Raw genomic sequence first — 21,692 nt, forward strand, 5'->3', positions numbered from 1 at the left:
ATAGGAGAAATCATGAAACAATCATTAGAAGAAAAACAGTCACTAGCTATGGAAGGCTTAGTGTCTGGAAAGAATTGCGGACAGCTGGTGCTACTTGCATATCAAGAGGAATTTAATCTGCCCGAGGAGCTTCTGCTTCCTCTCTCTGCAGGGCTTATTGAGGGCTTAGGAACCTTAGAGGGGACCTGCGGAGCCCTCATTGGAGCGAACCTTGTTTTAGCTATGAAAAATAAAGGAAATCCTATGGTACAGGTGGAGGCCGCCCATCTTTTTCAGGATTTTGTTGAGCGCTGCGGAGCCAGCATTTGCAAGGATTTAAGAGGCATAGGCAAAGAAAAGCCTCTTTGCAGCTGCGAAGATTGCATCAAAGAGGCAATTGCTTTACTGTATTAATCTGTATTTTTCTGTATGAGCCGAAGTATTTTGGCGATGAAAGAGGATATAGCGGAAACTACGAATTATGATTCGGATGAGGAGTAGCAAAATATTTTTAGAATTCCTCTACAATTTCCACACTATCCGGTAAAAGCTCCGGATTTACAATGGAGTTTCCGGATAGCTTTACTTTTTTCAGATTGGGTAAATTCCGTAGTGCACTGATATCGGTAATATAGTTATCGGAAATATCCAGCTCCTCCAGAGCGGTGAGTCCCTCTAAACAATCCAGATTCTCCAGCTTATTTCCACGAAGCCCAAGCTTCTTTATCGCTTTAAAATGGGAAAGAAAGACTTTGGCATTGACCGTAAAATTGTCGGAATTATCATCCAGGTTTTTAAGCTCTGCTTGCGTGAGAATCAAGGTCTCCGTAGCGTTGTTATCTTCCATTTTACTAAGGGATAGGGAAATATCAGGCGTTTCAGGTGGACCAATAAGATTTTCGTCAAAAATCAGTTCTTTTACTTTAATGCCGGAAAAAAGTCCATGATAGTCTTTTAGGAGGTCTAAAGATTCTCCCAGAATGCTCATTTTTTCAAGGTTTGGTAAGCCTGCTAAAACATTTTCCCAGTCGTTAGAAATATAATCCAAGGAACCGGAAACTACTAGAGTGTTTAATGAGTTCATACCGCGAAGGGACTCGGCGCTAATATTCCATCCATTCAAAACACAGTAGAGGCTCTTAATCGAAGGCATATGAGCAAAATGCTTGAGATCACTCGATCCGCAAAACACGTCTTCCAAGGCGGTTAAATTTTGCAAATCCGGTATGTAACAGCCATGCCCGCGACCGCCAAGGTGCAGGCTTTGTAAAGCGCTGAGACCGGCAATAGCCTTTCCGTCCGTTAATTCATAGCAGTCATCAATGGAAAGTGTGTTTAATGAGGGGTGATTGGCTAAACCGTCCAAAGAGAGTATCGGTACGCTCTCGAGCTCCAGAGACTTTAAATTAGGCATATTTTGGGTAAAGTTTAAATCCTTTACGGACATTACATGGGATAATCTGAGATTCTCTATCTGGGGCATGCCGGAGAGGACGGAGATATTTTCCAAGGGGGTATCAGAGGGACCCGACAGACTCAGAGTTTTACAATTGCTTAAAGTGGCTAAAGGAGCTAAATCCGCAGAGGTATAAAGGGATAAATTCTCTAAGTTAGGAAAGTGTCTTAAAAAAAGCAGCCCCCCTTCATAGTCAGAATCCACCCTGATGGAAAGGCTTTTCAGGGAAGAAAATGGTGTGAAAATATCCGTGATATCTTTTGTTTTGTCAGAGGAAATGCTGTAGGGAACAATGTCGTCGCGCAGGTAAATACCGCTAAGACCGAGCATTTGTTCCGGATTTGCCAAGCTTAGCAAAAGCTCTCTGAAGCTTTCCGAGTTGCTTCCTATAGCAGAAAAGTATTTTAACTCTTTTAGATTCTTTAAATCTTGATTGTCTTGACTGTCACTATCGAAGTCCAGGTCTTTTCCCAGTGCCAGATTCTCCAAACCGGTGAAGGGCTGAATCTCCTGCCGAGGAATACTTTCCGTAGCAGAAAAATAAAGAGTCTTTTCTTCCATGGGATTTCCCTCTTCATCCAGCTTTTCGGCATAGGAAAAACACCAATTTTCTTCCGCTATATCTTTTGAAATGGACAGGAACTTTAAGGAACTATAGTCTTCCCCTGTAACTTGAGAAAGATTTTTGGAAAATGCTTTTTCTACAAAGGAAATCACTACCGGATCCTGCACAGTACTGCGATATTGGTCGGTGGGAAGCTCTATACCGCTAGGAGAAAAGACTGTTCTTAGTAAAACAAACAGAAGGATTGACATTACCACTACTACAGTGCCCACTGCACAGCTTTGCAAAAGGTATTTGCCTCGTACGTTGTTTGTGGCAGTTCTTTCCTTATTATAATTCACATTTTTTATGGTGATATTTTGGGTAATATCCGGCTTATGAGGCTCCAAATAGACCTTGGTATTACAGAATTTACACTGCACAAATCCTTCCTTCATTCCCTCAGGAACGGATAATTGACCATTGCAGTTAGGACATTGGATTTTGGTAATTTTCATGGATTTTCCTCTTGCTATTATTAACTTATATTTTGTAAAATGAATATTATTTTATAAACAAATTAAGTTTACAAAATGTATAAGGGATATGCAAGATAAGATTAGGAGGAAAAACAATGAGAAGTGTTTTGGGAGATCGTACAGCGGTGTTTGATGATGGAGGACGGAAGTTAAGCATTACGAAAGATGGAATTTCCGTAGAGGGGAAGAAGCCCTTTACTCTTTCTTTTTCCGAGGTGGGAGCCATTCTTCCCATGCGATATTGTAACTCCAATATGCTCTATTCTCTGATTTTTAGGGATCTTCAGGGGAAAAATATCAGTCTTCCGGATTTAGAGACAGATACCAAGGCAAATGGTAGAGGGCATAATATCGCGGAAACCAAGACGCTCTTACTTGCATTTGCAAGAAATAAGCTGGGGGCTGAATTTCCCAATAGCATCGATAGCCTGGATCTTCACATCGGCTTTAATTTAAAGGAAAAGGAGATCCGTCTTTCAAAAGGATTTATCACAGGAGCAAAGCATAGCATCCCTTTAAGCGCTATTCGAAGAGTGAAAATGGTGACCAACGGCACCATTTCCAACTTAGGTATTTATACCAAGGAAAAGGGCGGCTTCTTTGATTTTCCGGATATGAGCATTCCTGCAAATGAATTGACCCTTCCTATCCTGGAGGCGGCCATGACCAGAAATACAGGAGTCGGTATTGACTTTAGTAGGGGAGACGGATTTGCACAAAAAACTTCCGAGTTTATGATTATTCGTTTCTTAAGTGCCGATTTTTTCATTAATGAAGATGGCAGTTTCTCCGCTGAATGGCAAGAGAGGATCTATGACAGAATTTTTGCCTATGGATATGAGGAGGATACCTTGCTGGAGCAAGCTATATTGCTTTAGTAAGAAAATGTCTCCTCCACCTCTTGATAAGGATAAGCCTTACGGAGTGCCTGATAACAGGGGCAGTCTTCCTCGTGGTCGTTAATGACACCGCAGGCTTGTAAAAATGAATAGACAATGACGGGGCCGGTATACTGAAAGCCCCGTTTTTTTAAATCTTTACTGATTGCCTCGGAAAGAGCATTTTTCGCCGGCATTTCCCCCTTTTCATGTCCTTGATAACAAAGACTCTTTCCGCCGGAAAACTTCCAAAGATAGCTATCAAAGCTACCCTCTTCCTTTTGCAGGGCTAAAAATGCCTTGGCGTTTTGAATCATGGCTTTGATTTTTCTCTCCGACTTAATCATATTTTCCGTATGCATGATTCTTTCAATATCTTCTTCCGTGAATGCTGCGACCTTTTCCGGGGAAAAGTTTGCAAAACAGCTTCGAAGGGTTTCTCTTTTTCGAAGAATCAAGGCCCAGCTAAGTCCGGCCTGCATGGATTCCAAAAGCAAATACTCAAAGAGCTTTTGATCCTCATGGGTGGGAACGCCCCATTCTTTATCGTGGTAGGAAATCATTTCCATACTGCTGTTTTTCCATTGACAAGCCATAACGCCTCCTTTTTGAAAAGATTATAACAGAATCTATTTAGAGTTGATAATAAATAAGTAGAGTAGTATAATGTACTACATATAAGGTTTGTGTATTCTTTGCTTGAATAGTACAGCAAATAATTTTTGAAATAGAGGTAAAATCATGGCATTTTCAATTCGAATGAACGAGGAAGAAAAAGCGCTTGCAGAAAGCTATGCAAAGCTTCATGCAATGTCTTTAGGAGAGGCTTTCAAAAGGGCATTATTTGAACGTATTGAAGAGGAGTATGATATCAGTCTTGCCAATGAAGCCTATCAGGAATATAAGAATAATGGATGTAAGTCCAGACCGATTGAGGAACTCTGGAAGGAATTGAATCTATGAGCTACCATGTAGAAACAACTGCTCGATTCGATAAAGAGTTCAAAAAACTGGATAAATACACGCAACAGATCATCAAATCGTGGATTGTAAAAAATTTGCAAAATTGTGAAAATCCGAGAGCTCATGGAAAGGGACTTACCGCTAACAAAAGTGGACAATGGCGGTATAGAATCGGAGATTATCGTTTACTCTGTCTTATACAAGATCAAGAGCTGATTATCCTTGCATTGACTGTTGGGCACAGAAGAGATATCTACAGCACTTAGGGGAACAGTAAGTCTCTAGACTGTGAAGTGGTAGATTACGGCCTATTTTAGACCTACTTTCACTGTTGCCTTCTCCGCTTCTTTCTTCGTAAATCCTTCATTCATCAGGGCATCTATTAAATCTTCTTTGGAGCTCACTCCGTCTTCCATGTATTCTTTTGCAACAATCTCAGCGTGCTCTATCCAGTTCACGTTAATATGGCTCACGGCAAAATCCGCTTCCTCTTCCGTGAAGTGGTCGAAAAGCAACTGTGCTTTTAATTTCTCTTTGGAAAACCCGATTTTATGCTTGCAATACTCTTTGGCTTTCTTCCGTGCCTCTTGATTCCAATCTATACTCAGATACTCTAGGGCGAACTTTGCATCTTCAGAATCGATATTCTCTACAGAAAGCATTTGCGATAATTCTGTTTGGGATAAGTGCATAGTATCAAGATAGTCTTTTGCAGTTTGGATAGCCTGTACTTGATTTTCGCTTAAGCTTTCCAATGGGGGCTTGGTAGTTTCTTCGCTTGATGATTCCTTACCTGTCGAGATACTATTCTTACTCATTTCTTTGGAATCCGCAGAACTCTTTTCCGGGTTAATTTCTTTGGAATCCACAGAACTGCTCTCTATGCTTTCTGAAGAGACCTTCGAAGAACTATCTACAGTATTCCCTTCTTGATTCTGCTTTGTACAGGACATCATAATGAAGAGAAGGAAAATCGGAGCAAGTCGGGCGAGGTATCTGGAAGCATGACTCATTTTTATAAATCCTTTCGTGGGAGAGACTTCATTTTCATAATAACAAACTATAATAACTACGGTATAATGTTCTTATAGTAATCTTTGCTTTCTTATTAGGCAAGAACAAGTGTGGATGTAAAAAAGAGTTTTGAGAGAAATGGAGAAACAATGGAAGAATTTAAAACAATGAGGCGGTTTAAGCAGGAAATTTCTAAAGAAGAGTGTATTCAAGTTTTACGGGAAGCTCCCAGAGGAGTCATGGCTTTTCATGGGGAAAATGACTATCCCTATGCTATTCCTTTAAACCAGTTTTATGATGAGGAAGACGGAAAGCTCTATTTTCACGGTGCGAAAGAAGGATTGAAATTGGATCTGCTTGCTAAAAACAATAAGGTTTGCTTCACCATCATGGACTCCGGATTCAAAAAAGAAGGAGAATGGCCTTGGTATATTCGTTCCGTGCTATGCCTTGGACGAGTGGAAGCTGTAGAGAATCAGGAGAAGGTTATAGAACAATGCAGAAAGCTGGCGGAAAAATTCTATCCGACGAAGGAGTCTATAGAGAAAGAAATAGAAAAAGCCGGGGCAAGAGTCAATATGCTTTGCATGACGATTGACAGAATGACAGGAAAGCTGGTGAAGGAATCTTAAGTTTATTATAATTTTCCATGTAAGGAGGAGAAGATGAGTCGAAAGGAAGAAATTCAAAATGCCTATCAATCCGTTGGCAATCATACCGGCTTTTATGACGGAATGATGACCTATGGAAATATTGCTGGCAAGCTTCTATGCCGTTTGGTATGGAACATGGACAAGGAGAAAAATCTTTATTATCGGAATAAGGTCTTATCCTCCATTCCTAAGGACTTTTCCGGAAGGCTTTTGGAAATTCCTGTGGGTACGGGAATCATGACTCTTCCCTTATATAAAGGGCTTCCTAAAGCAGAGATTGTCTGTATGGATTATGCGCCGGAAATGATGGAGCCGGCAAAGGAGAGGGCGACATTACTGGGGATAGAGAATATTCATTTTCAACAGGGAGATGTGGGAGCTCTTCCTTTTCAGGCGGAAAGCTTTGATATCGTTTTATCCATGAATGGTTTTCATGTTTTTCCGGACAAGGAAGCGGCTTATCAGGAGGTGTTCCGCGTATTAAAACCGGGAGGGATTTTCTGCGGTTGTTTTTATGTGGAAGGGGGCGTAAAAAGAGCCGACTGGTTTGCCAAGCATATTTATGTTCCAAAAGGTCTGTTTACACCACCATTTGAGACGGAGGAGGGTTTAAGAAAGCGACTTATGGAAAGCTACACAGAGGTTTCCGTAGAAAGGGTGGAGACGGTGGCTTGCTTTTCCTGTGTAAAAAAAAAATTCATGATTGTGACCGTTCCTTTCTGTTCTCCGTCTTGATAGGTGAAGGGAGCTAAGGCAAGGCGGAAATTTTGTCTACAGAAGATGTGAATTTTGGCGTATAATGGGGAGGTATAAAAATGTTTTTGTCCTATCCCGGACAGCGGATAGGAAAAGTCGGGAAAAATTAAGCAAGCCGTAAAGCGTGAAGAAGGACAAATAGAATTCCTGATTTTTAGAGTGGAAATAGGGGAAAATATGCTTGTTACGAAAAAGCTAAGCAACGATAATACATGGATTAATATTAACTCGGATGAAATTACAAAGCATTCCAAAGTATACGAGGAATATGATATTGATCCGAAAACGCTGGAGTATGCTTTGGATGAAAATGAGCATGCCCACATGGATTATGATCGGGAGGACGGAACCGTTACCTTCATTTACAGTGTTTTGGATCTGGAAAAGGATAAGGAATATTATGAGACGGTTCCTCTGACTTTTATTGTGCAAAAAAATCGACTGGTGACCATCAGTAATGAGGACAATGTATATATCATTCAGAAGATGTGCGATTATGTGGATGGAAAAGAGAATCTTTCGATTTATACCTTACTCTTTGCAAGCTTGGAAATGATTTCCAATGCCTACTATCCGATTATTGAGCGTTTGGATAAGCAGAAGGATGAGATTAACCATTTGCTTCGGCAGAAAACCACGAAGAAGAATCTCTATGCTCTTTCCGACTTGGAGGTGGGCATGATTTATTTACGATCCGCCGCTACGCAAAATCGTCTTTTGCTGGAGCATATCCAGGCTCATGCCATTTATCGTAGCTTTGATGAAGAGGAGTCTGCACAGTTTGATGATGCCATGGTGGAGGCCAGACAGCTGGTGTCCATGACGGAGCTTCTTTCTACCGTGGCTCGTCAGCTTTTGGACTCCTACAACAACATTTTGAACAATGACTTAAATAACAACTTGAGCACCCTGACTATTTTTGAAATTTTGCTGAGTGTCCTGGCGGTAATTACAGGCTTCTTCGGAATGAATGTTCCTCTCCCTCTGATGAATGAGCGAAAAGCCTGGGTATTAATTTGTGCTGTGAGTGCACTCATTTGGATAGCCCTAACCTGGGTAATGCGCTGGATTATTAAACGCAGATAAATGAATGGATAGAAAGTAAGGAATAAAACGTATTTGAAGCCGGGATTGGGAAATGAAGCATTGGGAATATAGCTTTAGGAACGTAAAATCATAGATAAGGATTCAGAAGGATGGAAGACCAAAAGATTATTACCCTGTATTTTCAAAGGGCGGAGACTGCGATTTCAGAAACCAAAAATAAATACAGCCGCTTACTCCTTTCTATTTCCTATGGTATTTTAAAAATTATGGCGGATGCGGAGGAGTGTGAGAATGATACTTATTTAAAGACCTGGAACGCCATTCCGCCGAAACAGCCGGAGAATTTGCCGGCTTTTTTATCGAAGATTGTTCGGAATCTTTCTTTGGACCGATATGATAGTTTACATGCGGAAAAGCGTGGGGGAGGAGAAGTTCCGGTGGTACTGGAAGAACTGTCGGAAGTCCTTTCGGATAAGGGGCCAATTCCGGGAGAAAGTAATGAGCTTTCGGAGCTTATAGACTCATTTTTGGCTAGCTTGAAACCGGAGAGCAGAAATATTTTCATGAGAAGATATTGGTTTATGGATTCCGTATCCGAGATTGCGAAGGAATCCGGTTTTGGTCTTAGTAAGGTGAAAATGAGTTTAAGCCGTACAAGGGAGCAGCTTAAGCTTTTCTTAGAGCAGGAGGGATATCGTTTATGAAAGAGGACAGCAAGCGACTGCTTCGGGGAATGACAGAGGTAAGTGACCAATATATTCTGGAAGCGGAGGCATTTTACCAAAAGAAGGGCGGAGAGAACGTTGATAGGGAAAACGCAGTAAAAGAAAGAAAAGAAAAAGAAAGCAAAGAAAATCAAGAAAAAGAATACCAATACAAAGAATGCAATAATGAAGAAGGCGGAAATAGAGAAAGTATAGAAAAAGAAAAAAAGGTCATTAAAATGCAGGAAGCTAAGAAGAGAAAATTTATTACCCTTCCTCGGGTTTTAGGATTTACTGCTTCCATAGCTGCGGCCTGCTTTGTTTGCTATATCGGAGTATTCATGTTTTTAGCTCCCAGAGCAGCCAAACCAAGCTCTGTAATGCTGGAGGGAGCACAAGGGGAGGACTCCGGTGGAACACAGGATAAAGCGGAAGAATTTGCCGCAGAGGGCGGAGAACTGAAAGAGAACTCTGCCGGGATCACGGCTAAGGGACGGAGCGTAGAAGAAGTTGCGTCCATGCAGCAGGCTACAGAACTTACCGGTTTTACCATGCGTATTCCTGAGGGAAAAGATCCTTATACAGAAAAAACCATCAGTGTAATCGGAGAGGATATGATTGAAGTGGCCTATTCTAAGGAAGAGCCTTCTGCGGTAGGATATTCCATCCGAAAAGCAAGAGCTGAAGGAGACATTAGCGGAGATTATACGGAGTATACAGAAAGCAAAGAAGTGGATTCCGAAGGAAGGAAAGTCACTTTAAAGGGTGAAGCCGGAAGATATTCCCTGGCATTATGGGAAGAAAATGGCTTCAGCTATGCGGTAAATGCACAGGAGAAGCCAATGACGGAAGAGGAGATTTTAGAAATTGTAAAGGCGGTGGAGTAAGAGACTCGTCAAGGCAATGGAGGAGCGTAAAAAATCGGACGGCGAATTTTCACCGTCCGATTTTTTATGAAATATTGTAGAAGCTAAACGTTTCTTAAAGCAATATCATCCTTGAGGCTATATTGCTTTTGATACTTTGGCACTATCATTAGCCCCAGAAGTAATGTCCGGTAATTAAAGAATAAATGCCCATAACTGCTACAACGGCACAAGCTATAATTTGCAATGGACGAATGCGTACGCTTGTTCCGTTTTCATGAGCTTGTTTAATCATAAGAATCTGCCCTACGCACATTACCAAGCAGACAAGAGTAACGATAATAGTCATGGTTTGCTGGTTCATTTTACTTCCCCCTAAAAATTAAAGTGATTTGTTTATTCCCTTAAAAAAGAAAATATTAATTTTAATCCTTAAGAATTGTAAGCAGAATACTAATGTCTGTCAAGAGAAATCTTAATCTTTTACGGAAGCTAATTGACTTCTTAGATGATGAATTTATAATAGTTTTGCATGTATAGGATAGAGAATTTTTCCTATCCCGTAAGTGAGATTATGGAGAAGAAGTAAACGTTACTGTTTATCAATATTTGTAGCAGCTTTCAGGAGGAAAACAAGATGAATCAGACTATTATGATTGTAGCCGGTGTGGTAGTTGTGTGGGCAGTTTTATTTGTTGTCATGATGAGCTTTCAAAAAAAGCGTAAGGCAGGGGAACAGCAATTTAATGCGGATAATGCGTATAAGGCACTCTTACATTTGTACTGCGATCATGTTGCTATTGACGGAAACAGCCTTTCCGCATTTTCCCATACGCAGGGAGAATATATGCAGACTATCGTAGCCTTGGAGCCGGGTCAGCATAGATTGGAAGGTATTTTCCGCTCTACAGAGGCAGGCGTTACAGGCAATAAGAATTTGGTCAGTGAAAAGCTTAGTATTGATATCGATTTGGAAGCAGGGCATGTTTATTCTGCAGCTATGTATTTTTATTCCGCAGAAGATAGAAACGAGTATTACAAGGGGCAGACCGGAAAGGCTATTGCAGAGGTTCCTCTTTCCATTGTTAAGGGCAGTGACCAGGTTAAGGCCTATGTCATTGTGTATGAAGAGCAATAAAAGTAGCTGGAGAAAGTGGTGGCTTCATGTGGAAAATAAAGTCTAATACTTATTTAGATGAAAATGGATCCTGCCACTGGCAAATTAGGTACTATTCGCCCAATCCGATTTTTTCTTTCTTTGGTCTTCTTTTCTTACTGGGGATATTTTTTCTGATATATAGGCAATTGGGCTTAGATAAGAGTGTGTGGCTTCTGTATGGACTGCTCACTATGTATTCCGCCTTTTGCGTATGGGATATCTACAAATGTTTCTTTCTTACTTATATTGTGGAAGCAATTCTGTATGAAGAGGAGATAGTACTTCTTTACCATAAGGGGGAAAGTCGGAGGATTCCTTATACGGAAATAGGATTTGTGGATTTTCAACTCCATGAGGGTATGGGAAGTAGAGTGCGTTTTTCGCCCCACTTTAGCCTTTACAAGAAGAACAGCACGTCAAAGATTCTGGATTCCGTATTTAAAAACGAGTATTTAGTTTTTATAGGGGAAGTAGAACTTCTGGAGGATTATCTTAGGATTAAAGAAATTCTGGCGGAAAAGGGAAAACATTGTGTGGAACCCAGGGAAACCGAAGAGTGCTTTCGAAGAGGAAGGCTTAGCAGGCAAGCTAGAAGAGATATTGGATAGGGATAGAATCGTACGATTTTCATTGCAGAAATCGTACGATTCTTTTATACTAAGGAAAAAGGAGGGACAACTATGTCTATTACTGCAACGGAGTTAAAGTTGAACTTAAGTAAGTACTTATTACTGGCGGAGAAAGAAGATATTTGCATCACAAAAAATGGTAGACCGATTGCTAAGTTGGTTTCACCGTATCAAGACAAATTAAAACTTGTAGACGAGTTATTTTCCAGTGTACCTTCTGACTTAAATTTAGAAGAAGCTCGCGAGGAGAGAATGAATCAGATATGAAAATATTATTAGATACTTGTATTGTGATAGATTTTTTGCAGGGGAGGGAGCCCTTTGCAGAGGATGCCTATCAAATTTTTCGCCTTTTAGCAATGGAGATATTCTCTGCTTATATAACTGCAAAGTCAACAACAGATATTTACTACTTAACAAGACGCTGCACACATAGTGACAAAGAAGCGAAGGACAAGTTGAATCGTTTATTGGGAGTTTTAAAAGTGGCAGATACTTTGTCTGAGGATATTTTCAATGCCTTGATTTCCGAGGCAAAGGATTTTGAAGATGCGGTAATGATGGAGACGGCTCTTCGAATAAAGGCAGATGGTATCGTGACCAGAAATACAAAAGACTATAAGAACTCTTCCGTTAAAGTGTACACACCGAAAGAGTTTATAAAATATTGTGAGAAAAGTCTTTAAATGAACTTAGAAATAAAAAGAATACTTTAGTTCTATTTTAGGAGCCCAAGAGGCTTCTTTTTTATGCATAAAGAATAGTAAGTGAAATAATGAGGACATTTTGTATTGTAGACACAATAAAAATCTAAAAACGGATAAATATGCAATAAAATGCAATTTCATACGTTTTACACATTTCATACACAAGTTAAACATAAGTTTCTGCGATAGTAGGGCGTGTAAAGAGCAACCCAATCACAGAAAAGAGGACAGTATGAAAAAGAATAAAAATAAAATGAGTATATGGCTGGCGGCAATGGCAATGAGTATGGCCATCGTAGGATGTTCCAATGCAAAGACTGCTACAACAGCGGCAGCAACTACTGCCCAGAGCACAGAGGCGGTGGCAACGAACACTTCCACAAAAACAACGGCAAGTTATTCCGAGGAAGACTTAAATACTTCTTATTCTGACTCCGATACCAAGATTGAGTTGAGTAGCGGAAATGCCAAGATTACCGGTGAGGGCGCAAGCTATACGGATGGCAATATTGTCATTACCAAGGCCGGAACCTATGTCTTTAGCGGAGAGTTCAACGGACAGATCATTACGGAGGTGGGAGACGAAGACCTGGTACACATCGTTTTCAACGGCGTAAACATCACAAATACAACTTCCTCCGTCATTAACGCAGCTACGGGACGTAAGATTGTGCTGACCTTAGTGGATGGCACTACCAACACCATCACAGACGGTACAACATATAATTACGCGGAGGGAGAGGATGAGCCGGATGCAACCCTCTTTGTAAAGCAGGATTTGACCATTAACGGAAACGGAACTTTGAATATCAGCTCCAACTATGCAACAGCCCTTAAGGCAAAGGATAATCTCATAATCTTAGGCGGAAAGATTAACATTGAATCTGTAGGAAAGGCCATCAAGGGAACCGACTCCGTTACCATTGAAAATGCGGAAATCACCATCAATGTAGAGGATGACGGTATCACTACAGACGGAGCCTTGGTCATCAACAGCGGAACCATTAAGATGGAGAAGGTTGGAGAAGGTCTGGAGGCTGTTACCATTGATATTAACGGCGGAACCATTGACATCGTGGCGAGCAATGATGGTATCAATGCCCGTGGCTTGATTGATGACAGCGCTACAGATGAGGAAAAAGAAGCTTACGGAGAGGAAAATCAGGCGGATACCTATTTCCGTATTACAGGCGGTACGGTAAATGTGACAGCAGGCGGAGATGGTATTGACTCCAACGGTCAGGTATATATCGAAGGCGGCACCTTAAATGTTTCCGGACCTGCTTCAGGGCCGGATGTAGCTTTAGACTATAACGGAAAGGCAACGATTACCGGCGGAACTTTTGTCAGCACCGGTGTGCAGGAAATGTTTAAATCCTTCGACAGCAGTTCTACCCAGAACTTTATCAATGTGTTCTACTCTACTGCAGTAAGTGGCGGAACAGAGGTGAAGGTAACAGACAAGAGTGGGAATGTAGTGCTTAGCTACACACCGACCAACGATTTTACGGCAGTGATTCTTTCCTCTGAGAAGCTTGTGACAGGAGAGACCTATACCGTAAGTGCAGGAAGCAATAGCGAAGAAATCACGATTTCTGCAGGAGAGAATACCATAGGGGAGCAAAGCAGCGGCATGGGCTTTGGCGGTGGAAACGGTGCTCCTCCAAGTGGAGCTCCCGGGGAAAATGGCGGTACAACTAGCGGAAACGGCTCTATGGGACAGCCACCTGAGAAGCCGACAGATGCTAATGGAAATTAACTGACTATGCCGGAGCCACCAAGTAGTCAGGGAAGTAATAGTGAAAACAACTAATATCGTTTAGGGAAATAAATACCCCCGGAATACTTTTAATCCAATACTTTGGAGAAAAGTATTCCGGGGGTGCTTTTTAGAAAAGAATATAGACTGAAGAAGGGATGAAAAATCGGATTTCCTCGAATCAGTATATTCTCAAAGAAGAGCTATTTAAACAAGGCATTAAATCTTCGTTCTAAAGGAATTGACAATGCCGCGTACTGCCCCATAGCCCACTCCGGCTACCGGCCAAACAATCCAGCTAATGTCCCAGCGCCGGGTAATAAAACTGTAGCCCAGATAGATAGCGATTACCAAGCACCAGTAAATTTGCCCGACGTTTTCATTTTTGTACTCATCCATCTTTTTCTCCCTTCTATAATCCCCTTGCTCTAAAAGCATGTTCAAGGCATCCCAAATAATATTCGTTTTGACAATCCGAAACACGCCAACGGCCACAAAAAGCAGAAGGAAAGGCACGGCAAGAGCGGTATGGAGATCATCTTCCCCATAAATAATCATACTGATAAAGATGGGACTTGCCGCAATGATGCAAAGAAAAATACCTAAAATCATCTGAGAAGTATAAGTTCCCTGGTAACGGGATTTTTTCTCCTGCACCATACCATTTACCCCATAAGCAGTATTCAGAAGCTCTTTTTCTATATAATGGAATCGATCCCCTTCAATGGAGTTTTTGATAAATAAGGCTACTCCTGCTCCTGCCAAAAGGAAGAGGAAGAGCACACCAATCCCGACTGCTTTTCCCTCTGATAGAGAAAGAAGAGAACTTTCCTGAAGAGTGCTTAAAACAATCAATAGGCTGGGGGAAAGGATACAAAGCAATACGCCCAGAGCAATCTGGGAAGCTGCTTGATTCTTGTGTTCAAGAAAGGCATTGGCTTCCTCCATGGAAACAGGAACTTCCTTTAGGGAGGATTCCGTATCAATCTTTGGATCTTCTCCCGGACTGTCCAGCTCTATCTCATCCTTTAAGAGGTAATCAGTGCTTACGGAAAAGACCTCGGACAACTTCAAAATCTTATTCATATCAGGAACGGACTGGGCGCCCTCCCATTTGGAAATGGACTGCCTGCTGACCTCCAGCTTCTCCGCCAGATCCTCCTGAGACCAACCGTTTTTCTTTCTTAATTCTATAATCTTGTCTGCAAGTATCATATTCTGCTCCTTTTATAATTATCTGTGTTTACCGGAATTTCCCTTCTCGGAAAATGTCTTGGCTCACTCCGTCTTTACGTCTCCCATACTAATAAAAAATGCGGTTGCAGGGAAGAAAGAGGGCTTGTCAATTTGACAACTGGCGGTTGCAAAGCCTTGATTTTCCAAGGAAAAATAATATTTCGAAGAAAAGTTTCAGAATGGAGAAGTGTGATGAGTGAATTGAAACAACAGTTTCGGAAAATGAGAATCGATATGCGCTTGTCGGGGATTATTATATCCCGAACTTGACTTTAGTGGAAGAAGAAAGATTGAGTACAGTCTTTGAACTCCTGCCTGCATGAGTTTGTAATTCACTTGAATTATTAAGAGAAATATAGTACGATTGCATTACAAATAAATGCAGATTTTAATGGAGGTGTAAGCATGGCAAATGGATTACTTCAGCTTCGTATAGACGACAACCTTCGGAAGGAAGCTTCCGATGTATATTCTCAGCTCGGCCTTGACCTGCCCACGGCAATCCGCATGTTCCTGACTCGTTCTGTGCAGGTGCGCGGTATTCCATTCAGCATGATTTTGCCGGAAGAGAACTATAAGGCGACTGCAGCTGTTGCAGCCATGAAGCGCATGAGTAGTGATGCGGAGAATGCCGGTGTAGCCGACATGACACTGGATGAAATCAATGCGGAGATTGATGCTGTAAGGAATGGGAAATAACGTATGAAGCTATATGCTGTGATAGATACCAACGTACTGGTTTCCGCTCTTCTTCGCTGGGATTCCGTGCCCGGAGCGATTCTGGAACAGGCTCTTGTGGGAAGCATTGTTCCTCTCCTTAGCGATGAAATCATGACTGAATACGAAGAGGTACTACGGCGGAAGAAATTCCCCTTTAAGGAAGAGGATATCCAAGCTGTGACGGATGGGATTCGGATGCGTGGTGTGTTCCTTGTCCCGGAGAAGCTGGAGGAAAACCTGCCCGACCCGAAGGATGCAATCTTCTATGCGGTCACTATGGAAGCCAGAAAAGATAGTGACGCTAATCTGGTGACCGGAAACATCAAACATTTCCCGCTGAAGCCCTATGTGGTGACGCCGAGGGAAATGCTGACGATCCTAGAGAACGGTGGAAAGTTACTCCCGGAGGAAGCAAATAGTGATGGATGATGCGCTTATCCAAGGCTTTTGTAGACACTGTCTGCAAAATTGGAGAGGCTGTCACTTAATAATATGGAAGTTCTACATTTCCAAAACCGATTCAATGCTTAGACGAAGGGCGATTTCCCGGGAACCAATACCGAAGGAACGCATATCGTGTTCCTCTACATTTGCCAAAGAATCTCCGGTGTAGAGCAGACTACCCCATTGAATATCCCGCATCTTTGCTACGGCTGCCAGGGCGGAAGACTCCATTTCCACAACAGTACAAGCTTCCGACTTTCTATATTCCACCTTTTCTTTGGTTTCCCGGAAAAATCCGTCGGTGGACCAGGTAGTTACCTCTTCATAGGGCAAATGATGGGAGCGCAGAATCTTTTCGATAGCCTTTCTTGGGGCTTCCTCTATGTCCACGAAGCGGGAGGGAGGAAGATAATGGTAGGAAGTGCCTTCGTCTCGCAGTGCTTTTTTCGGAACCAGAAAAACGCCTTCCTCCTTATGAACCAATACACCGCAGGAACCGCTGCTGATGACTTTTTTTACGCCATGGGCAATGAGCCAATCCAGAATCTGTGCGGCAGGGGCGGCACCTACAGGAGCCTGTACCAAGAGGAAGGGAATTCCATTTTCCTCCAATAAAAAAATGGGATAATGCATGGTGGCGGAGAGAAAATGGGTCAGTACCTTTCCGCCATGCTGTAAGGCATATTTTTCAACCGTGTCCTGTAAAAAGGCAAAAACAGCCCTCTCCGGAAAATGCACATCCAGTGCTTCGTGACTTGGATCTAAAACGGCACAGGGGTCGGAATCAAATTCTAAGATGGGAATTTCGTGTTTTTGAATACTCATTTTGGCCTCTATTTTTCTCTTTTTAAAAGTATTTTATGGTAAAATAATAGCAATATTTTTTATAAAGTCCTAGTATACATGGGAAAATAAGAGATTCGCAAGAAGGAAAATGCTAAGGGAATTTAAATATTTAAATTGTAATGGAAGCATACGTGTCTTGGATAGAAAAATATTTATCTGACTATAACACGGACTTTTATTATCAGTCTCGAGAGTATATTGCTTTGTGCTATATAGAAGGGGAAATTGTGGAGTAGAAAAAGCTGTAGAGCAGAAAAGCTGTAGAGTAGAGGAGTGGGATAATATGAAAGTACTGGTCATACCGGATGTGCATTTAAAAACTTGGATATTCGATAAGGCGGAAAATGTCTTAAAGTCCGGTAAGGCAGATAGGGCAGTCTGTCTTATGGATATGCCTGATGATTGGGATATGGAATTTCAGATTGATCGATACAGAGCAATCTACGACAGGGCTATTGCATTTGCCAAGGACTATCCGGATACCCTTTGGTGCTATGGAAACCATGACCTAAGCTATCCTTGGGGACGACTGGAAAGCGGCTATTCTCCTTATGCGGAGCGGACGGTTATGGAAAAACTGGAAGAGCTGGAAAAGAGCCTGAAAAATTCCTCTCAAATCAACATTATGCATAGAATAGGTCGAGTTTTGTTTTCCCATGCAGGTCTTAGCACGGAATTTGTAAAAAGTCTAAACAAGAAACTCTTGGATGCGGATATAGATGAAGTCCTTCATTCGGTAAATACTGCTTCTCAGGATAAGCTATGGAATGATGAATCGCCCCTTTGGCTAAGAGCATTGGATGTACGGAGAAAGGCATTTCGAGGGGAAAAATATAAGCAGGTTGTGGGTCATACTCCGGTGGAAAAAATCATGGAGCAGGGGGGAATGATCTTTACAGATGTTTTCTCTACGGATAGGGAAGGTACGCAGATTGGGGAATCTGCCATGGCGGTGATAGATTCGGAGACGGGGGAGTATGAGGTGGTAGAGGTCTAAGAAAAGGGCTGGAATAAATGCTTTTCTAAGTAATATAGGCCTGAAATCTAGGCACGCTCTCGCTAAGCTCGCCCAACGGGTAGGGTACTAAGCGAAAAACTGCTGGCATTTGTTTTTCGTGATTGTCGCGGAATTATTATACTTTTTACTGAGGTGCTTGCTATGGAAACAACAAAACTTTGGAATCGAAATTTCAGCTTGGTGATTCTTGCGTCTACGATGGGTACTATCGGGGGAATTGCAGGAGGTTTTGCGCTGGCATTCCTGGTTTTCGATGAAACCGGGAGCACTTTGGCATCCGCTCTGATTCTCGCAATACAGCTTCTTCCCTTCCTGTTTATCCCTATCGTCATTGCGCCTATTATGGATCGACTTCCGAGAAAGACTTTTCTGGTCATGGGAGATGTTGCAAATTCCTTTTTGATTTTCGGCATGGGACTATGGCTATTGTTTTTTGACTTTTCCTACATTGGGTATCTCGCGCTGTCTTTGCTTCTGGCCTGTCTCGGATCGGTAGACGAGTTGGCCTTCACCAGTATTTATCCGGAGCTTATCCCGAAAGGCGCGGAGCAAAAGGGTTACGCGGTATCTTCCATGCTTTATCCGGTTTTAACGGTGATTATGACCCCGTTTGCCGCGGTACTTTTGGATACGTTCGGTGTGGCATGGATTCTGATTGCGCAGGGCGGACTATCGCTTCTTGCCGCTATAACGGAGAGCTTTATTCGTTTGGATGAAACGTAACGACATCATTCCGAACCCTATTCTCTTCAGGCATGGGTCTCGGACATACGGGAGGCGGTACAGTATTTAAAGAAAGAACGCGGCCTTTTAGGTCTTTATGAATATATGGCGGTGAGCAATGGTGTTACCTGTGCCTATTCTCCCCTTCTCATCGCTTTTTTTCGTACTTTTCCGGGATTCACGGCGGCAATGTATGCCGCATTTTCCGTGGTGGAGTTTATAGGAAGGTCCATCGGCAGTGCATTACAATATCGAATTAAAATTCCGGATAAGAAGAAGTTCGGTTTCGCGTTTTTTGTCTATCAAACATATTCCGCGATGGATATGTGTTTGCTCTGGCTTCCTTATCCTTTGATGCTTTTAAACAGAGGAATTTGCGGCTTTCTCGGGAGTAACAGCGCCATCATAAGAGATGCAGCCGTACAGAGGTATATTCCGGAGAGACTTCGGTCTCGGGTCAACGCTTTCCAGGGGGTTCTGGTTACAGCCGGCTGCAGTGCATTTTCTTTGGTGATGGGCTTTCTCGGAGAGATTCTGGATTATCGGTTATGCATTACGATTGGCGGAACGTTCACCTTACTGGCCGGTTTTGTTCTGATTTTAGTCAGGCAAAAAGAGGTTCGCAGGCTCTATGAGCCGGATATCAGTGAGGGGACTGGAAATTAGGGACGTTTTAAATTCGGCCCAAAGCAATTTCCAATAAGGCTACAAATTGTAATTTCAAGTGCTCTTCTTGAAGAATTCTCTTGTTATCATACATCACCCAACCTTCAGCTCAATGTTCGTTTTATTTTGAAGGAATTCCCGTAGTTCTCTTTCTTTGTTTCTGCGTCGTGCGTACCGAAACATTTTTACTTGATCGACTTTATATAATGAAAAAATAGCCTCCAAAGCCGCCGGATAATCTCCGAAAGAGAGCATGTCCTTTAGCCGCTTGTTAGCAAATAAATCAACTATCAGTTTTTCAATTGCCAGTTGATGCTGATTATTCCTTCCTTTTGGAGATTCACTAATTAGACGATCGATGATTATGCTGTTATCGATGCCATAGCGAAGAATCTGGTTTAAATCAGGTTTTAGAAGTACTTTTCCCGCAAATTCAGATACTATTCGCTCGAATACAAATTCGCATCCGTCCTTTTCTACCTCAAGGAAGATGTAATTGCGGCCAATCTGATGATTGAGAAATTCATTCAGCCAGCTGAATTCCCAAATTCTGTATTCAATCAAAGGAAATTCCTCATCCATAATAGAAATTATTTGCAAGGAAATATCGGAGTATTGATTTTCATATTTTATCGTATTCGCTGAATCTATGACTTTTCTATATTGGTTTCGTCCGATATGTTCGAGTTTTGAATTTTCAATCATGTATGAAAGTAATCCTTTAAGCTGTCCTTCACGAAAAAGAGGATCGCTTTTTTGTACCAGCTTTAAGATATCCTGTCTTGAAACGGTATAGTCAGGTAATGTTTCCCTAAGTAAATAATCCTTCATCCAGACCTCTTTTCTATAGCGGCAAATTCTTGTTTTTTTGCCGTTATGGTTCACTATATAATATATCACTTAACAGTGAAGTTGCAATGCCATATCGGCAAAATTCTTATATTTTGCTGATATGGCTAAAACCACTTTTTTTCATCTTTTTCAGCTTCATTTCAGTTTTTTTTCCTATACTCCAGCCATGAAAGGAATTGAAGCAAGTGCTTCCAACCTTCCTTTCAGGAAACGAAAGCAGACAAGGAGGGATAAGCATGAAAAAGAGGATTGCCTTAATACCGGCTTATAAACCAAATATACAGTTATTGGAATTTGTAAAAGGAATTGAAGAAAATGACATGGATTGCCTGATTGTAAATGACGGCTCGGGAGAGGAGTATTTGTCTCTCTTCCATAAGATAGAACGGGAAACGGAGGCCAGAGTGCTGTCCTTCCCGGAAAATAGAGGAAAGGGTGCTGCTTTAAAGGCGGGCTTGGAGTATTTGCAGAAGGAAAATGCGGGACTGCAAGGGGATTTTACCCTTATCACCTTAGATGCGGATGGACAGCATTTGCTGAAAGACGCCCTCAATCTACTTTCTGTAGCAGAGGAGAAAAAAGATACTCTGATTCTTGGCAGCAGAACCCAGTCCAAGGATTCTCCCCTTCGTTCCAGAATCGGAAACAGCATTACCAAAGAGGTGTTTCATCTTTGCACAGGGGTGGAAGTAAAGGATACCCAGACAGGGATGAGAGCATTTTCCGGAAAGATGATTCCGGAAATGTTAACGATTCCGGGGGAACGTTATGAGTATGAAATGAATGTGCTTTTGTATTTGGCAAAGGAAGGAGTGCCTATGGAAGAAGTGCCTATTGAAACGGTATATATCAATGACAATGCGGAAAGCCATTTTGATACGGTGAAGGATTCCTATCGGATCTACAAGCAGATTTTAAAATTCTCTGCCAGCTCCTTAGTATCTTTCCTGGCGGATTTCTTGCTCTACAGTTTCTTCTTCCTGATTACAGGAGGACTGTTTGTATCGAATTTCCTGGCAAGAGTCATTTCCCTACACATAAATTTCTTCTTAAACAAGACCATGGTATTTTCCACGAATGGAGAGAAGGAAGATATTGCAGAAAGCAAAAAGAGGATGGAAAACGCTAGAGTGCAGAAGGGAACTAAGTGGAATCTATCCGCATTAAAGAGCTTTAAGAAGGAAGAGTACCTTTCCTATCTAGGACTGGCAGCATTTATCTTCTTAATTAACAGCTTCATCCTATCGGGAATTGTAGGAAGCTTGGGAATGAATCCTTACTTGGCGAAGATTTTAACGGAAGGCTTGTTGTTCTGCTTATCCTACTTCGTGCAAAAGAAATGGATTTTCGGAAAGAAAAACAGCAAGAAAGCAGGGGTGAAGGAGAAAGGGCTTATGAGGTCCCGTGGATTAACAAAGACAGAAGCCTCTATGGCATTTTCCGGAAAAATGGATGAGGAATTAGTGGTTTTTGAAGAAGCCTTAAAAGAGAAAAACAAGCAGATTATGCAGGTACAGGCATAAGGAAAGGATAG

The 21,692-nt window shown here is 41.8% G+C and carries 27 protein-coding genes; 20 read left to right on the forward strand and 7 right to left on the reverse strand.

Annotated elements, in window-relative coordinates; translation table 11 throughout:
• The first annotated feature begins 12 nt into the window (after positions 1-12).
• Positions 13-393, forward strand: a complete 381-nt coding sequence (locus tag RDQ32_RS00075; RefSeq protein ID WP_308578544.1) for a C-GCAxxG-C-C family protein — start codon at positions 13-15, stop codon at positions 391-393.
• A gap of 97 nt (positions 394-490) precedes the next feature.
• Here RDQ32_RS00075 and RDQ32_RS00080 read toward each other — a convergent pair whose 3' ends face one another.
• On the reverse strand, positions 491-2,497 hold the full coding sequence (locus RDQ32_RS00080) for a leucine-rich repeat domain-containing protein (RefSeq protein ID WP_308578546.1): 2,007 nt from the start codon (positions 2,495-2,497) through the stop codon (positions 491-493).
• 116 nt (positions 2,498-2,613) lie between these two features.
• Here RDQ32_RS00080 and RDQ32_RS00085 point away from each other — a divergent pair, with 116 nt between their 5' ends.
• Positions 2,614-3,396 carry a hypothetical protein gene (locus tag RDQ32_RS00085; RefSeq protein ID WP_308578548.1) on the forward strand — a complete coding sequence of 261 codons (783 nt, stop codon included), beginning with the start codon at positions 2,614-2,616 and terminating at the stop codon, positions 3,394-3,396.
• Here RDQ32_RS00085 and RDQ32_RS00090 read toward each other — a convergent pair.
• Positions 3,393-3,992, reverse strand: a complete 600-nt coding sequence (locus RDQ32_RS00090; RefSeq protein ID WP_308578549.1) for a DNA-3-methyladenine glycosylase I — start codon at positions 3,990-3,992, stop codon at positions 3,393-3,395. The two genes, RDQ32_RS00085 and RDQ32_RS00090, sit on opposite strands and share 4 nt — an antisense overlap.
• Positions 3,993-4,137: 145 nt before the next feature.
• On the opposite strand from RDQ32_RS00090, the gene relB reads away from it, so the two are divergent.
• Together relB and RDQ32_RS00100 are read left to right on the forward strand one after the other, a co-directional pair.
• Positions 4,138-4,359 (forward strand): type II toxin-antitoxin system RelB family antitoxin, encoded by a 222-nt coding sequence (relB, locus tag RDQ32_RS00095; RefSeq protein WP_308578550.1) that lies wholly within the window; start codon positions 4,138-4,140, stop codon positions 4,357-4,359.
• Positions 4,356-4,625, forward strand: a complete 270-nt coding sequence (locus tag RDQ32_RS00100; protein ID WP_308578551.1) for a type II toxin-antitoxin system RelE/ParE family toxin — start codon at positions 4,356-4,358, stop codon at positions 4,623-4,625. Before relB ends, RDQ32_RS00100 begins: the two co-directional genes overlap by 4 nt.
• 42 nt (positions 4,626-4,667) lie before the next feature.
• On the opposite strand, the gene RDQ32_RS00105 is transcribed toward RDQ32_RS00100, so the two are convergent.
• Entirely contained in the window at positions 4,668-5,372 is a 705-nt protein-coding gene (locus tag RDQ32_RS00105) for an Ltp family lipoprotein (protein WP_007157175.1), read from the reverse strand.
• A 150-nt stretch (positions 5,373-5,522) separates the two neighbouring features.
• On the opposite strand from RDQ32_RS00105, the gene RDQ32_RS00110 reads away from it, so the two are divergent.
• The 5 genes from RDQ32_RS00110 to RDQ32_RS00130 all read left to right on the forward strand — a co-directional run bounded on the left by RDQ32_RS00110 (position 5,523) and on the right by RDQ32_RS00130 (position 9,420).
• A complete protein-coding gene (locus RDQ32_RS00110; RefSeq protein WP_183682237.1) occupies positions 5,523-6,005 on the forward strand; it encodes a pyridoxamine 5'-phosphate oxidase family protein in 483 nt (160 codons plus the stop codon).
• Between the two features lie 33 nt (positions 6,006-6,038).
• The gene (locus RDQ32_RS00115) at positions 6,039-6,761 is read left to right on the forward strand and encodes a class I SAM-dependent methyltransferase (protein WP_308578554.1); all 723 of its coding nucleotides are present in this window, start codon (positions 6,039-6,041) and stop codon (positions 6,759-6,761) included.
• Between the two features lie 198 nt (positions 6,762-6,959).
• Positions 6,960-7,868: a magnesium transporter CorA family protein gene (locus tag RDQ32_RS00120; RefSeq protein WP_308578556.1), complete on the forward strand. Its 909-nt coding sequence runs from the start codon at positions 6,960-6,962 to the stop codon at positions 7,866-7,868.
• Between the two features lie 110 nt (positions 7,869-7,978).
• The gene (locus RDQ32_RS00125) at positions 7,979-8,533 is read left to right on the forward strand and encodes an RNA polymerase sigma factor (RefSeq protein WP_308578557.1); all 555 of its coding nucleotides are present in this window, start codon (positions 7,979-7,981) and stop codon (positions 8,531-8,533) included.
• Positions 8,530-9,420, forward strand: coding sequence for a DUF4367 domain-containing protein (locus RDQ32_RS00130; protein ID WP_308578558.1), 891 nt, complete (start codon positions 8,530-8,532; stop codon positions 9,418-9,420). Before RDQ32_RS00125 ends, RDQ32_RS00130 begins: the two co-directional genes overlap by 4 nt.
• A gap of 148 nt (positions 9,421-9,568) precedes the next feature.
• Here the strand turns inward: RDQ32_RS00130 and RDQ32_RS00135 are convergent, their stop codons facing one another.
• Positions 9,569-9,763 (reverse strand): hypothetical protein, encoded by a 195-nt coding sequence (locus tag RDQ32_RS00135; protein ID WP_007157169.1) that lies wholly within the window; start codon positions 9,761-9,763, stop codon positions 9,569-9,571.
• Positions 9,764-10,036: 273 nt separating this feature from the next.
• Between RDQ32_RS00135 and RDQ32_RS00140 the strand changes: the two genes are divergently transcribed.
• The 5 genes from RDQ32_RS00140 (at position 10,037) to RDQ32_RS00160 (ending at position 13,653) form a co-directional block, all read left to right on the forward strand.
• Positions 10,037-10,537 (forward strand): hypothetical protein, encoded by a 501-nt coding sequence (locus RDQ32_RS00140; RefSeq protein WP_308578560.1) that lies wholly within the window; start codon positions 10,037-10,039, stop codon positions 10,535-10,537.
• Between the two features lie 380 nt (positions 10,538-10,917).
• On the forward strand, positions 10,918-11,166 hold the full coding sequence (locus tag RDQ32_RS00145; protein WP_242650887.1) for a hypothetical protein: 249 nt from the start codon (positions 10,918-10,920) through the stop codon (positions 11,164-11,166).
• A 72-nt stretch (positions 11,167-11,238) separates the two neighbouring features.
• The gene (locus RDQ32_RS00150; protein WP_007157166.1) at positions 11,239-11,454 is read left to right on the forward strand and encodes a type II toxin-antitoxin system Phd/YefM family antitoxin; all 216 of its coding nucleotides are present in this window, start codon (positions 11,239-11,241) and stop codon (positions 11,452-11,454) included.
• Positions 11,451-11,873 carry a PIN domain-containing protein gene (locus tag RDQ32_RS00155; protein WP_007157165.1) on the forward strand — a complete coding sequence of 141 codons (423 nt, stop codon included), beginning with the start codon at positions 11,451-11,453 and terminating at the stop codon, positions 11,871-11,873. The genes RDQ32_RS00150 and RDQ32_RS00155 overlap by 4 nt, the downstream gene beginning before the upstream one ends.
• Before the next feature lie 253 nt (positions 11,874-12,126).
• A complete protein-coding gene (locus RDQ32_RS00160; RefSeq protein WP_308578563.1) occupies positions 12,127-13,653 on the forward strand; it encodes a carbohydrate-binding domain-containing protein in 1,527 nt (508 codons plus the stop codon).
• A gap of 219 nt (positions 13,654-13,872) precedes the next feature.
• Here the strand turns inward: RDQ32_RS00160 and RDQ32_RS00165 are convergent, their stop codons facing one another.
• Positions 13,873-14,868, reverse strand: a complete 996-nt coding sequence (locus RDQ32_RS00165) for a helix-turn-helix transcriptional regulator (RefSeq protein ID WP_308578565.1) — start codon at positions 14,866-14,868, stop codon at positions 13,873-13,875.
• A gap of 426 nt (positions 14,869-15,294) precedes the next feature.
• Here RDQ32_RS00165 and RDQ32_RS00170 point away from each other — a divergent pair, with 426 nt between their 5' ends.
• Positions 15,295-15,588, forward strand: coding sequence for a type II toxin-antitoxin system RelB/DinJ family antitoxin (locus RDQ32_RS00170; protein WP_308578566.1), 294 nt, complete (start codon positions 15,295-15,297; stop codon positions 15,586-15,588).
• A 3-nt stretch (positions 15,589-15,591) separates the two neighbouring features.
• Complete coding sequence (locus tag RDQ32_RS00175; protein ID WP_308578567.1) at positions 15,592-16,038, forward strand: putative toxin-antitoxin system toxin component, PIN family; 447 nt, start codon at positions 15,592-15,594, stop codon at positions 16,036-16,038.
• 72 nt (positions 16,039-16,110) lie between these two features.
• On the opposite strand, the gene RDQ32_RS00180 is transcribed toward RDQ32_RS00175, so the two are convergent.
• On the reverse strand, positions 16,111-16,878 hold the full coding sequence (locus tag RDQ32_RS00180; RefSeq protein WP_308578568.1) for a nucleoside phosphorylase: 768 nt from the start codon (positions 16,876-16,878) through the stop codon (positions 16,111-16,113).
• Positions 16,879-17,182: 304 nt separating this feature from the next.
• On the opposite strand from RDQ32_RS00180, the gene RDQ32_RS00185 reads away from it, so the two are divergent.
• The 3 genes from RDQ32_RS00185 (at position 17,183) to RDQ32_RS00195 (ending at position 19,306) form a co-directional block, all read left to right on the forward strand.
• The gene (locus tag RDQ32_RS00185; RefSeq protein ID WP_308578570.1) at positions 17,183-17,896 is read left to right on the forward strand and encodes a metallophosphoesterase; all 714 of its coding nucleotides are present in this window, start codon (positions 17,183-17,185) and stop codon (positions 17,894-17,896) included.
• 162 nt (positions 17,897-18,058) lie between these two features.
• Positions 18,059-18,640, forward strand: a complete 582-nt coding sequence (locus tag RDQ32_RS00190; protein WP_308578572.1) for an MFS transporter — start codon at positions 18,059-18,061, stop codon at positions 18,638-18,640.
• A gap of 105 nt (positions 18,641-18,745) precedes the next feature.
• Complete coding sequence (locus RDQ32_RS00195; protein ID WP_308578575.1) at positions 18,746-19,306, forward strand: MFS transporter; 561 nt, start codon at positions 18,746-18,748, stop codon at positions 19,304-19,306.
• 93 nt (positions 19,307-19,399) lie between these two features.
• On the opposite strand, the gene RDQ32_RS00200 is transcribed toward RDQ32_RS00195, so the two are convergent.
• On the reverse strand, positions 19,400-20,137 hold the full coding sequence (locus RDQ32_RS00200; protein WP_308578578.1) for a DUF6577 family protein: 738 nt from the start codon (positions 20,135-20,137) through the stop codon (positions 19,400-19,402).
• Between the two features lie 257 nt (positions 20,138-20,394).
• Here RDQ32_RS00200 and RDQ32_RS00205 point away from each other — a divergent pair, with 257 nt between their 5' ends.
• Entirely contained in the window at positions 20,395-21,681 is a 1,287-nt protein-coding gene (locus tag RDQ32_RS00205) for a bifunctional glycosyltransferase family 2/GtrA family protein (RefSeq protein WP_308578580.1), read from the forward strand.
• Positions 21,682-21,692: the final 11 nt, after the last annotated feature.

Source organism: uncultured Oribacterium sp., assembly GCF_902481605.1.
Taxonomy (GTDB): domain Bacteria; phylum Bacillota; class Clostridia; order Lachnospirales; family Lachnospiraceae; genus Oribacterium; species Oribacterium sinus.